The organism is Mycoplasma sp. Mirounga ES2805-ORL, from assembly GCF_017084445.1.
Classification (GTDB): Bacteria; Bacillota_I; Bacilli_A; order Mycoplasmatales; family Metamycoplasmataceae; genus Mycoplasmopsis.
Genome location: NZ_CP070947.1, coordinates 703,641 through 717,085, shown reverse-complemented (window position 1 = coordinate 717,085; position 13,445 = coordinate 703,641). Strand labels below are relative to the sequence as shown.

The following is a 13,445-nucleotide window of genomic DNA, read 5'->3' as shown; positions in this document are numbered from 1 at the left end:
ATTGGAATTATATAAGCAGGTTCTTACCGACCTGCTAAGTTTTCTTAGTATTCAGGTCGTACACTAAAAGCACATCATAATATTTTTAATAATGATGAAATTCGCTCCTAGAATACGTGAATAATTTTTATTTAACATAACAAAAGAATTATAAGTTTAAAAAACTTTAAATTAAAGAAAAAAATATTTTTTTATCAAATTATGAAAAAAATAGTCAAAACTTAATTAGGTTATAAAAAATAACTTCATAGAAGTTACTTATTATTTAAGCCTAGTTCTTCGTCAGTCGGTATATTTAAGTTTGAACCAACATATGAAAAAATATCTGGACTTTGATTAATATATTTACCATCTAAAATTCTTACTACACTCTCAACGGTATCATTCAATGTAACATATTGTCCTGGAGATTTAGTGAAATTTTCAGTCATAAAAAAGTTTTGTGTAAAAAAGTTTTCTAATTGTAGGGCTTTTTTAACAATTATCTTATTTTCATCATCTAATTCATCAAAACCTAAAATCAAAATTACATCCTCTAAATCTTTATAAGCTTTCAAAATTCTTTTAGCTTCTAAAATAGCATTAAAATGTTTTTTACCAATAATTTTTTCATCAACAGAATTAGATGAACTAGCTAGAGGTTCAAACGCTGGAAAAATATTTTTTGACGTTTGTTCTCTAGAGAGAACTAATTTGCCGTCTAAATGGTTAAATACAGCTACAGCTGAAGGATCACTTAAGTCGTCCATTGGTAAAAATATAGTCTCAAAAGACGTTATTGAACCATTCTCATTTTCAAATAATCTTTCTTGAACTTTTGCAACATCGCTTTCAAGGGTTGATTGGTAACCGCCAATTGAAGGCTTCTTCCCTAATGAAGCACTAACCTCATTTTCCGCTTGAATGAATCTATAAATATTATCAATAAACAAAAGAACATCTTCTTTTTCAACATCACGTAAATATTCCGCTGCAGTAACACCAATAGGAACTATAGATGATCTAGCACCTGGAGATTCGTTCATTTTAGAAATATACATTATTGAATTATTCATTAAATTAGAAGACTCTAATTCATCAAATAGCTCAATAGCTTCACGTGAACGCTCCCCTGAACCTATAAATATATTAGATGTTTCCTTATTTTGCTTATTAACATTAAATATTATTTCCTTCATTAAAACCGTTTTACCAACACCGGCTCCACCGAATATACCTAATTTGTATCCTTTTATTATAGGAATAAAAAAATCAATAGCTTTTATACCTGTTTCAATTATCTTGGGTTTTATATTTTGAATTCTAGTTTGTTTTATTAAGGAATTCATTTCAACGTATTTAGGTTTTGTGTTTCTATTAGTTAATAAAGGAGCGCCTCAGAAATTATAAATATTGTTTTTTGAATTTTTTCCAACAGGAACCATAAAGGTCTTCTTTGTGTCAACAACATCGTCGTCCAAAGAAATATTTTTACTGCTATAAATTGTTATTGCTTTAACGTTTTGTTCGTCAACTATTCTTTTAACAAGTAAAAAAGTTTTTCCATTATGTAAAGTTAAGATGCTATTCAATTTAGGCAAATCGTTCTTAGAAAATCTTATTTCAACAATATCTGATCAAATTTGTGTAATTTTTGGTTTCATTATTTATCTCCTAATTTTTTTGAAATTCATAATAAATATTCTTCAGGAAAGGGGATGAATTCATATTGATTATCAATATTTCAATCTAAATTATTAAAGTTTGAATATTGTTTTAATGCAAATAAAAAGTAGTTTTTTACCATTTTATCGTCATGCTCTTTTCCTTCTTCAAGAACTTTAAATATTTCCTTTGCATCTTCGTTAGTGTTAATTAGCGTATCTAAAAATTTAATAGCCTTTCCCTCGTCATTAACATTTTTTAAAATATTTCAAGAAATTAATTTAATCATAAACATCATAAAAGAGTGTGAATATAAAGCAAAACCTTTTTGATTAAATAGCTTTTCAATCATTTTACCTTTATATAAAAGATTTGAGGTTTCATCGTTAAAGTTGTAATCTAACATAGCTAGTTTTAAATGCTTCTTGTATTTTTTATAAATCTTACCAACTTCACCAGCTATCTTAGTTACGTTTCTAGTTTGGACACTTGATCCAGTTCTTGAAACAGATAAGTCCAAATTAATAGCTGGTAGTTTTCCGGATGCAAATAAGTCAGCACTTGTTACAATTTGGCCATCGGTGATAGAAATAATATTTGATGCTATTAAAGATGTTATATCGCCATCTATAGTTTGTAAGATAGGGAGTGCAGTTATTGTTTTTCTATCAACAAATGAACCTGCTCTTTCAAGTAAAGACGAGTGCGAGAAGAATAAATCACCAGGCATAGCTTCTTTACCAACAGGCTTATCAGTTAACAACGCAATTTCTCTTATTATGTTTGCATGCTTTGTTAAATCATCAAATACAATAAGCACATCATTATCAACTGATAAATTTTCGGCATGGGCCATCGCAATATATGGCGCAAGATATTGTTCATACACGCTTGTTGCTGGAGCATCAATAATAATTGTGTTTTTTAAAACATCATAAGCTTCTAAGTTTTTATAAACAGTTGTAATTGTTTCTTTTTTTTGTCCAATTGCAACATAAATACATTTAACATTATTTTTAGCTTGATTAATAATTGTATTTAAAGCAATATGAGTTTTTCCAGTTTGACGATCGCCTATAATTAACTCTCTTTGACCTTTGCCAATAGGTACCAATAAATCAATTGAAATAATTCCTGTGTGTAATTGTTCATTTAACCTTTTAACCAGCATTAAATTATGTGCTATGCCAAATGTTGGAAACTTGTGTTGAATAGGATTAGATAATTTATTATTTTTACTTTCAATAGGAAAAATTATTTCATTTTTAATATTAATTATTTTTCCGAAGAAATCATTATATGTTGTCACTGAATCTTCATTATCACACTCAAGAATTTCATCATTAACATTAACTACATTATCTTGTGTGTTTGATAATAAGTAAGCATAATTTTCTGAAGCCTGAATTAAAAATAACCTAACTTCTTTATTATTTTTTAAAGTAAAAATTTGCCTTTGTTTATAGTTGTATTTTCCCTTTACTTGTATTATATAGTCAAATACAGCAGAAACTTTAATTTGTTCTTGTTCTTTCATATTACATTCCTTTCAGACTTAAAACAATAAGAGGTGCGCCTGATATTATCAATATTAATGACAGGCTTAACGTTAATATATTTAATAGTAATGCGGTCTTGTTTTTTATATTCTTGTGCCTAATAATTAAAAATACTATATTTACTAGAAGAAACAATAAACCTATAGATATTAATACCGATCCCAAAATTTCTTCAAATTTATTTTGTTTAATATTTGCGTTTTTAATACTTGACTGTGCGTCATTATAAGCATTAATAAAATCTTTAATTTCTTGCTCTGTAAAATTTTCTATTTTAGGATCAATATCAATTATTTCTTTATTTAAAGCTAATTTAGACAATGTCTTAAAATCTTTAATAATATCAGACGTTATAGATAAATAGTTTTCATATCATTTTTTAACTTGGATTGGTTTTTCTAATGCGACATTTTTTAGTCTAAAAACATTTTTTTCAATCTTTGTACCCAATTTATTCAAAACATCTATATTAATATTTTTAGCTTTGAAATTAGGTTTAATAAAATCGTTATAATTTCCAGAAATAATTTCCTTAAACTGACCATAAACAACTTCAATTGATTTTGAAAACGTGAATCAATATGGATTATTATTTATTTTAGAATTTATTAATGATTTTAAAAAAGAATATTGTATTTGACTATTAGATTTATTAATTAAATTTTGATTATCAGATGAAACTTTATATTTTAAAGATAAATCTTGAATTAATTCATTTTGATATTGCTTAAATGATTGGTCTCAATTACCGCTGTTTATTTTTTGGGCTAAATCAATCATGTTAGATAAAGAATTTTCTAACTCATTGCTTCTTAATTTAGAATAATCAATAGTATCGTCTAGATCTAAAGATAAATAAAAATTTTTATAAGTTTCTTGAATTGTCTTTATTTGATTCTCATAAATATCTTCGATTGCTTTATATTGATCTATTTCGTTCTCTTTTGGAATGAATATCGCAACTTTATATCTTCTTTTTAATTTAGAAGGATTATTTCTATCAGATAGTTTTACTCAAGCATACAATTCACTATTCTCTATATTCAAATCCTCAACAGAATATTTAAATCTGGTGTTAATAGGATTGTTAAAGAAAAAATAATCATCGTGGTTAGCTTGATTGTTCTTGAAATCAATCATCAAGTTCTCTTTAGATAAGTCTAACTTATTATGTTTAATTAGTGGAGCTAAATTTGGTAAAGCCTCTATAACTTGACTATTTATTTTATTATTAGTTAGTTTTTTTCCAGGAACTAAGGGTTTAACAGGAGGTTTTTCAATTGGATTAGATTGTTCACTCTCACTTTGAACTGGTTCCTCTGATTCTTCATTTTGCTTTAAATCAAAATGTAAAAACCTTTTTTTGATTTTAGATTTAAGGTACAAAGTTATATTAACATTCTTATTTATAAATGAATCAGTAAACTTTATTTTAAAAGAATCAGTATCTGACTTAACTAACTCAAAATCCTTGCCAAGCTCTAAAATATCTTCTTTTGAAAAAACTAATTTATTGAATTCTTTCTTTAAGGATTCAACATACTTCGTTAATATTTTAGAAAATTCATCCTTCTTTAATCCATTTACTTGTAATTCGCCTTCTTTTTTTATCTTACCATCTGTAGAAACGGCATCATTATAATCTGTAAAGTCTCCTACACCTGTTTTAACATTTTTGTACATTCTTTTATCAAACTCAATATTTGCCATTTGTATTTTTTTGTTTCTTGATATAACATGAGGAAAAATAATTGTTAGACCATAATTTTGAGGATTATCAATAATTAAATTTTTATTATTGAAATATTCAATAATGAAATCAAAATAAGCCATCTCTTCTATTTTGTTCTTATATGTTTTCGTGTTATCTTTTGCTAGTGCTCTTTTTTTGTCTTCAATATTTTTAATAAAATCTTCAATACATTCCTTTAAAAATGATTTAATTAATTTATCTGCTTGGGCCTTAAACTCATCAAAATTAGGACTCAATTTGTTTTCACTATTTGATTTATCAACGGCACTAATTACTATCGCTGAAGGCAATAGTGTAGTTGCTATAACGGAAGATTTTAAGAATACTTGTTTTATTTTTTTATTCATTTAAATCTCCTTCGACCAAATTGAATAACTGTCTAAGCTCTAATTCGTACAACATTTGTTTATAATCATTTAGTCTTAGATAATTATCAATATTAATTCCAATTTTTTTAATGGCGCTTAAATATTCAATTTGTTTTCTTTTTTCTTTAATTAACTTAGTTAAATCAACCTTGACTCTAGCTTGTTCTAAAAAAGTAACTTGAGAATCTGTTTTGATCTTTATTGTTTTTTCGCTAACTATAAAACTAACGTTTTCTAAAAAAATGTATCAAGTCTTGTTTTTTTCATAGTCATTAATTCTAAATAATTTTTTACCAAAACCGCCTAATGAGTTTGAATCTAAATAGATTCATTGTTTTTCCTCGTCGTAATTTATAGCTATATCTGCTTTGTTGAAAATAATACTTTTCCCAAAATCATAGTTAATAAGTAATTTAAATGTTTGTCTACTCATTATTCTTCCTCACTAGCTCCAAGATTAATAATCATCTTTTTATTAGTTCTAGTTAATAGAGTAATTTCCTCAATTTCTTTTTCGCGCTTAAGGTTTGTAACTTTTTTAGAAATTTTAGAAATAGTTTCATCAAGGTCTTTTAATGTTTTATTGGTTGTAACCAATCCAACTTTTGTTTTATAAAATGATGACTCTACAATCAAGGAATAAATAGCACTTTGAATAAATAAATCTATTTGAGTATCTAAAAACTCATCTATGTTCGGAAAGAACTTAACATTTGATAAATTATCAAATTCTTTATCTATATGCTCATTTTTAGTTATTAATCTATTTATATCAAACTCATTAATAGGGAGAAGAGTAAAGTGTCCATCATAGTTTTTATTTGAATTTAAAACAAAATATACATTTTCATAACCTTCTTCAAAAAAAAGTAATTTAATAATTTGACTAATTTGCATTATAAATTTATAGTTTAAGTCACTTTTGTCAAAGCTCTTAAATAAATTAAAATTGTTCTTTATAACAAAGTCCTTGGCTTTTTTACCAATAGTTATAAATGTTGAATTCTTTTTGTCAACTTCCCTCAAGATATTTTTTTCATATCTTGAATAAGAATCTGTTGAATACTTTTGTTCTTCTGATAAATATATTCAAAGATTCTTTGGTTTTGAAAATGTTCGTTTAATTTTCTGAAATATTTTATTTTTATCCCGATTTACAAAAATATTTTTAATATTAAATCTATTAACTAGGTCTATTATTAATTGTTTTGTGTTTAGGCAGTCATGAACTAAATAATTAATTTTTTTAGTTAACTTCAACATGTTTGTTAATAAAACATTTTTTTCATTATTTACCTTTAAATAAATATTTTCTAAATTTCTTTTTTTAAGAACTAATTTATTTAGATCCATTGTCACCTCTATCAATATCCATTACTCATTGTTCACTAAAAGAAACTTTTAGTGAATTTGTTGATTTGGATAAGTGAACAATTAAATTAGGAAGTACCTCTAGATAATTGCCTTGCTTTAGTAATTGATAAATAATTTCATTATAAATACTTAAAAAATTGTCTTTAGATATCTCATTTGACGATTTAAAATTAATAGTTTCAGAATTAGAACTTAATTTGCTAGTTACTATCGGCACTAAAATATCGGCACTAAATTTTAAATTTACATTAAAAGAAATAACAAAATTTCGGAAAAGAATTTCATACTTGTTATTGATTGCTTTTTGAATTTGTTTCTCAAAATCATTAAACACTTTAGAATCAAAACCCAATTGACTTTTTATTAAAACTGATGCTGTTAATTTGTCAAAAGATATAAAGAAAGGATCTTCTTTAATCTCCTTATAATGCTTATAAACATCAAAAAGATTTGTTTTGTCTAACTTTGTATTCTTATTTTTTTTCATCTTAAAACTCCTTTTTTCCATTCGATAGTTTTGCAATCTTTAGAAAAACTATAAAAGCTGAAATACTGATGTAAGTTAAAAATAATACTCATAATGAAACTTGAATTACTACAAAAATTTGTGTTAAATATAAGTTGGAATCAATTGTATAAAATAAATAGTTTTTTGGATCACTATTTAATAAAATTTTATTAAGACCAAAAACTAAAATTGTTAATATTGATGAAATTAAATTTAATTTAGCAAAAAATGTAATTCAAGTATTAATATTCTTATTCTTAAATCTAAAAATAATATATGAAGCTAAACCCACTATTGAAGCAAAAAATAAATTAATACTATTTACATTATTATTATCGTTTAGAAAAATTGTTATTATCAATGATGTTCAAATTAATAAATTGAAACATGAAAAATAAACTAAATTTATTAAAGTACTTTTTGTCTTTATTTTTTTGTATAGTGTTAAAAAAGCAAATAATGTAAATAAGATTAAAATAAGTGCAGTTTCGATTAGATAAATATATTCGTTCTTTTGCGATTCACCCGTAATTAATATTATTTTATTTTTTTCAAATAGAAGAATAACAAATCATACCAATGTTGAAGCTAATAAACTGATTGCTAAAGTAATTTTATTTTTTAAAAAATATTCATTATATTTTTTGTTTATTAAATAAACCACAAAATATATATTTGAACCCATTATTAAAATTGCTAAAAAGAGAAATGCAAATAGAATAAGAAAGAAATTAGAAAATTTTCTTTCTGTAAATAATTTTTGCCACTTATCATAAAAATAATTATTACCATTTTCGCCAAACATTGAATTGTAGTTAGCACTTGATCATAAGAATAAAATTAGCATGGTAACTGTAACTAAAACTACTTGTGAAAACACACTAATTAGAATAGGAATCTTATTTCTATATAATGTTGGATTAAATTTTCTTCCTAAAATAAATCTAGTTACTTGATCAGCAATTGACAATAATAAAACAGGTATCAAAATAAATGATAATTGAATAATACTTTTAGTAAACAATGAGAAAAAAGTAAAGAATAAAACAACACTTACTATTGATAATGAAAAATAAAGAATAAAAAATGGTAAATATAACTTAATGTTTTTTTCATATAAATCAATATTGATGTAGTTTCTATATGCTGAATAAAATAAAACAAACGATAATAAAATAACTCTAAAAAGAATTAAGAAATTAGCAGTTTTTTGCTGTGAAACATCCAAATTCATAAAAAAGTATATCGAATTATTTAATAACATAGGCTTAGCAAAAATTGTTCTTGTTGAAAATATTAAAATCATTAATCAAGATAAAGATAAAAATAAGACTATTGAAATCTTACAAATTTTTGCTATTCAATTTATGTTTTGGTTTTTGAGCAAAGTTTCATAATTGTCATAAACTTTTTTATTATTAATAATTTCTTTTTTCATGTATTTCTTTCTCTATAAAAATTAATAAAAAGCAAGAAGCTTTTTACTAAATTATTTTAAATTAATGGAATTGGAATTCCTCGGGAATATATTTAGAATTTAGACCTTGATCAAAAATTGCTGTCTTAATATCTTCACCATATAGTTTTATTAAAGCTTCACGATAAGAATTTTGTTGATTTTTTCCACCACCATATATTAGATCATATTGAGGTAAGTTATAATCACCATAAAGCTTGTTGTAGTTGAATCCCTCACTTCTAAATGCAGCTACTAAACCAGTTTTAGCAACAACATTAGAAGCGTGATAAACACCAACTAATTCATTATTTTTTGTTCTAACACTTGAACCTGATGAACCACCAACTGGTGCATAGTGTCTTAATGCATATTCAAGACCGTAGTGAATATATTTCATCTTATCTTGCTTTGGATGAGCGAAATATGGATCAATATAAAGATTTCTACCAACAATAGGTGAAGAAATAAATGAATCAACAACACCAGGCTTGTCGGAAAAGGTTCTGTAGCCAATTTGATATGAAAGGAAATTTCCTTTATTAAATTTAGCAAGCTGTTTAGGGTCATTAAATGAATTAGGATTATTAACTAAATCATAGAATGTGTAATCTGAATTAGTTCATAAACTATAATTTCATTTTGAAATTTTAGGATCTCTTTCATCATCATCTTCATATGGTTTTAAGAAAAAATCTCCTGAAGAATTAGGATAACCAAGGGCAAATAGTTGATCAATATTTTCGGGAAATGATTGATTTGATTTTAAAGCTAATGGAAAATCTATCTGTTGATAATTGTTTAAATATGAATGAGATTTAAATTTAACTTTTTCATCTTTAGATAATCCGTAATAATTATTAGTTATTTCTTTAGCAAAATTATAAGAATCTAGATCTTTATATTTAGTAACTCAGTTATTTTTAGATAAAACTGTTATTTCACTTGGATTAATTTTTTCAAAATCTATTTCAATAACAGCAAAATCTAAAAATTCTTGCATTTGTTTTATTTCATTTTTTTGTGATTGAACAAGATAATCTAATGGGTTGTCTCTTAAATAATCCTTAGCTTGATAAACAACTTTAATATTTTCATTTTTTTTATCAAAAATAAAATTTTCAAATCTATCATCAAATCCAGAAGTATGTAATTTTGTTCCTACTTTAACATCATTTTTCAATTTTAAAATAGAAAACTTAGGTGTGTCATCCTTAATATTGTCAGTAACGTGGACATTCGTTCCAAAATATCATTTAGTTGGGTATTTCCCATCTTTTCTTTCTTGATAATCTAGAATCCACATGGTGCCAGTGTCACTATATTCTTTTATTTTATTGTCATCTTTAATGTCTGGCTTTTTATTTGTAAACGATACCGAATATGTTTGATGAGCTATTTTTAAATAGTTTTCATTAATCAAAACTCTTGCTAAACCGCTAATTTTGTTTTCATCTGATTTTCCTAAAGAATCAACTCATGAAGGACCTTTTGATACTTCACCATTTTTTAAATTTAGAGCTAAACCTTGAAATTCATTATTTCCATTATAAACAGGTAATGTAAAACCTTTGTATGCTGAGTTTTCATATGTATCGAGCTTTATTTTTTTAGCTTTTTCATCGTATATTTTTGAAGCTAAAGTAGTATTTGATATTTCATTTCTAACAACATTTAATGGTTGTTGATATTGGTTTTTCAAAATTCTCATGTATTTTTCATTATCAATATCAAATCTTTTATCTTGAGAGTATTCTAATGCATACTTGCTAATTTCAGACTTTTTAGGTTTTAATGAATCTGATGCACCGGGTAAATAACCATCTTCATTAATGCCGGCAGAATTTGATTTAAAACCATTAACTTTAATTAGTTTATACTCAGTGTTTGAATCTAATAAGTTAGTAATTTCAAAAGAAATTTCTGCAGAACCCTCTTTAATAGCTTGAACTTTGTCGCCTAAAATAACATTAGAAATTTTAATTGAGAAAATTTTTTCTAGATCTTTGCTATTTTTATTTGATGGGTTAAATACGACTTTAAATGAGCCATTTTTTGTGTACTTTTCAAATTGAGTAGGCAATAATTTATCCAAACTTCCTTGTACCATTTTACCTTCAACAGGTTGTATTAAAAATAGTGAATTTGAATTATCTAATTCATTTAATTCAGCTGTTTTATTAGCAAATTGGTCAAAAAAACCATCAATAACTTGTTTGTATGTTTCTATATCACTTTTTAATTCATCAATCGGTTTATTTTTTTTAGATTTGTCCGCTTTATCACTTGAACAACCAGAAGATAAAACAAATGGAGAAACAAAAATAGGTGCAAGTAATTCTAAAGCTAAAATATTTTTTATTCTTTTTTTCATATAACTCCTTTTTAAGTAAAGTCTAATTCTTCATCTTCAGCATCATGAACATTAAATCCTGCATTACTTAATTGCATTTTTAATTGTTGATTGTTAGAATCAACAACAATCGTATTAATTTCTGAAAGGTTCACAAGTAGCCTTAATTCATTAATTCCTGAATAGGAAATAGAATTACCTGTAACTTTAATTTTATTTGTTAAACTGCCGTTACTAAATTTAATTTCTGCTCTTGGTGGGCCTGGTTCATTGTGGGCTATGTTTGCAGAAAAACCAGCTTGATCTAACTCACTACTTGAAATAATAAAAGTATTTGAACTATTATGTAAGGTTAAAGATTTTATTTTTCTTGATCCTTTTTCAGGATGTAAAGTATTTCTAAAGATTAATCCTTTTAGTGATTTTATTTGTGGAACTCTTGAAAAATCAAGATTAGTTGCATAACTATTTCCGCCTTCATTTGTATCAGGAGAATTTCCACCACCCATAGCACCTTGGAAAATTGGCTCATTATTTCTTGTATAGTAGGCCATTTTTAATCCTAAATTAATTTTTTTAAGAGGATCTGGTTCACCCTCTAAATAATCATCTCTATCAAAAGCTAATGTATTGAAAGTTATTCTTGTAAATATCTCTGCATATTTATTGTAGTCAAATCCCACATTGTAATCAATAGTATTTACCCAAACAACTTTTTGAAGAGCTCAAGGATTTATTGACCATGAATCTAATAATGAATTACCTGATGTGTATAGTGATAATTCTTTTATTTTAGATTTCTTTTCTAATTCAATTAATGAAGAAGTGTTGGTTGCATTAGCATCAAAAAATAGTTCGAGTTGATCTATCTCATCAGGAAGAGCTTTTAAAATTTCTTTAAAATCTTGGTTTGCTGAATTTTTACCCATATTTTTAATACGGTATGAAACTATTTTTATTCCTTTATTTTTTAACGCGAGAATAAGGTCTCTTGTTTTATTATATCCTTCTCAATTTGCGGCATCTATTTCTAAAACAAAGCCTTCATTAATCTTTCCTTTTTCAGGATTTTTTCTTTTCATTTCAGACAACTTAATACCATCAGAACTATTAATTCCGTTTTCTCTTAAATAAGGATGATCGTATGGCAATTCAGATTTTGTCCATCCAGGATAAATTCCATCTTTAATATCATCACCACTTCTAGACCAATGTGAATCATAACTAAATACTCTTTTTTCACTATTATCACGTTTTAATCTTGAAGTAACTTTATTAAATCCATTTGGTGGATCAAAACTATAAGAATTTAATTCCCCATTTTCATCAACATAACTATTTGTGGGGTCTGGTAAAAATCCTTTTTTTAACATTTTTTCTGCTGAACCACCAAGTTTTGTAAATTTAGTGTAATCAAGATTGCCAATTAGTCAAAGATATCTATGATAATCATTTAGAAATTCTTTATCTTTAAGTTTACGAAGATATTCTTTTGCTGTTTCGGGGGTTAAAAAGTTTATGACGTTTTTAGAATCTAATAATCTTCTATATTTATCAATAACGTTTTCTCATCAATCCTTATTTTGACGAATGTATGAATTAAAATCTTTTTCTGTTAAATTAGGGACACTTAAAATATCATTGACCATTCTCTTAGATCAATTGCTATTAATTCCATAGCCATTCTTATCATGTAGAATATTTTCAACAGCTTTTTTCTTAAGTTCTTCAGTAACTATTATTGACTTAACTGTACCAACAATTTCATTTTTGTATGGCTCAAGATTAGTTATACCATTTTCGATGTCTTCTTTATCTAAATTTCTATCTTTAACAGGTTCAACTACTGCTCTAGTTTCAACACCTGCAATATTAATAATTGCAATTACTTCATTTGGAGCGGAAGGTTTTAAAGGAGTTGTTGGATTTTCACTAGGCTTGGGTTTGGGCTTAGGAACCGGTTTCGGATCTGGTTGGGGAATAGGTTTAGGTGGCTTAATAATAGCAGGAGGTTTTGGCTTAGGAATTGGTGTTGGAGCAGGAGCTGGTTTCGGGGTTGGAGTTGGCTTTAAATTTTCATTATCAGAAATAGAGGGAATTGCATTAGTAGTATCGTGATTTTCGCCCTCAGCTACAAAGGGTTTATTTATTATCGATGAATCAATTTTTAGCCCATTATTTGTATCAGAATTAGCCAAATAAATAACACTTGCAACAACTGTTGGAGCAAGTATTGAACTAAATACACATGTTGAAATAATTGATATTTTTCTTTTTTTGTTAAACCTCATATTAATATTATTTTACTCTCCTATTATATTAGTTATCAAATATTAATAATTAATTGTATATTAAAAATATTTTTTCGTTTGTATTATTTTAAATAGATTTTTATTCATTAAAGTATCTATACTATAACTAAAAAAACAA

Annotated in this window: 9 protein-coding genes; all 9 read right to left on the bottom strand. The window is 25.7% G+C overall.

Annotated elements, in window-relative coordinates; translation table 4 throughout:
* Positions 1–254: 254 nt before the first annotated feature.
* Positions 255–1,643 (bottom strand): MSC_0618 family F1-like ATPase beta subunit, encoded by a 1,389-nt coding sequence (locus tag JXZ90_RS03080; protein WP_205848305.1) that lies wholly within the window; start codon positions 1,641–1,643, stop codon positions 255–257.
* Entirely contained in the window at positions 1,643–3,181 is a 1,539-nt protein-coding gene (locus tag JXZ90_RS03075; protein WP_205848304.1) for an MSC_0619 family F1-like ATPase alpha subunit, read from the bottom strand. The genes JXZ90_RS03080 and JXZ90_RS03075 overlap by 1 nt, the downstream gene beginning before the upstream one ends.
* Position 3,182: 1 nt before the next feature.
* Positions 3,183–5,303, bottom strand: a complete 2,121-nt coding sequence (locus JXZ90_RS03070; RefSeq protein ID WP_205848303.1) for an MSC_0620 family F1-like ATPase-associated subunit — start codon at positions 5,301–5,303, stop codon at positions 3,183–3,185.
* The gene (locus JXZ90_RS03065) at positions 5,296–5,757 is read right to left on the bottom strand and encodes an MSC_0621 family F1-like ATPase epsilon subunit (RefSeq protein ID WP_205848302.1); all 462 of its coding nucleotides are present in this window, start codon (positions 5,755–5,757) and stop codon (positions 5,296–5,298) included. Before JXZ90_RS03065 ends, JXZ90_RS03070 begins: the two co-directional genes overlap by 8 nt.
* Positions 5,757–6,677, bottom strand: coding sequence for an MSC_0622 family F1-like ATPase gamma subunit (locus tag JXZ90_RS03060; protein ID WP_205848301.1), 921 nt, complete (start codon positions 6,675–6,677; stop codon positions 5,757–5,759). Before JXZ90_RS03060 ends, JXZ90_RS03065 begins: the two co-directional genes overlap by 1 nt.
* Complete coding sequence (locus JXZ90_RS03055) at positions 6,664–7,185, bottom strand: DUF2714 domain-containing protein (protein WP_205848300.1); 522 nt, start codon at positions 7,183–7,185, stop codon at positions 6,664–6,666. Before JXZ90_RS03055 ends, JXZ90_RS03060 begins: the two co-directional genes overlap by 14 nt.
* Before the next feature lies 1 nt (position 7,186).
* Positions 7,187–8,644, bottom strand: coding sequence for an MSC_0624 family F1-like ATPase-associated membrane protein (locus JXZ90_RS03050; RefSeq protein ID WP_205848299.1), 1,458 nt, complete (start codon positions 8,642–8,644; stop codon positions 7,187–7,189).
* A gap of 61 nt (positions 8,645–8,705) precedes the next feature.
* Complete coding sequence (gene mip / locus JXZ90_RS03045; RefSeq protein ID WP_205848298.1) at positions 8,706–11,036, bottom strand: Ig-specific serine endopeptidase MIP; 2,331 nt, start codon at positions 11,034–11,036, stop codon at positions 8,706–8,708.
* An 11-nt stretch (positions 11,037–11,047) separates the two neighbouring features.
* Complete coding sequence (locus tag JXZ90_RS03040) at positions 11,048–13,306, bottom strand: putative immunoglobulin-blocking virulence protein (protein WP_205848297.1); 2,259 nt, start codon at positions 13,304–13,306, stop codon at positions 11,048–11,050.
* Between the last annotated feature and the right edge of the window lie 139 nt (positions 13,307–13,445).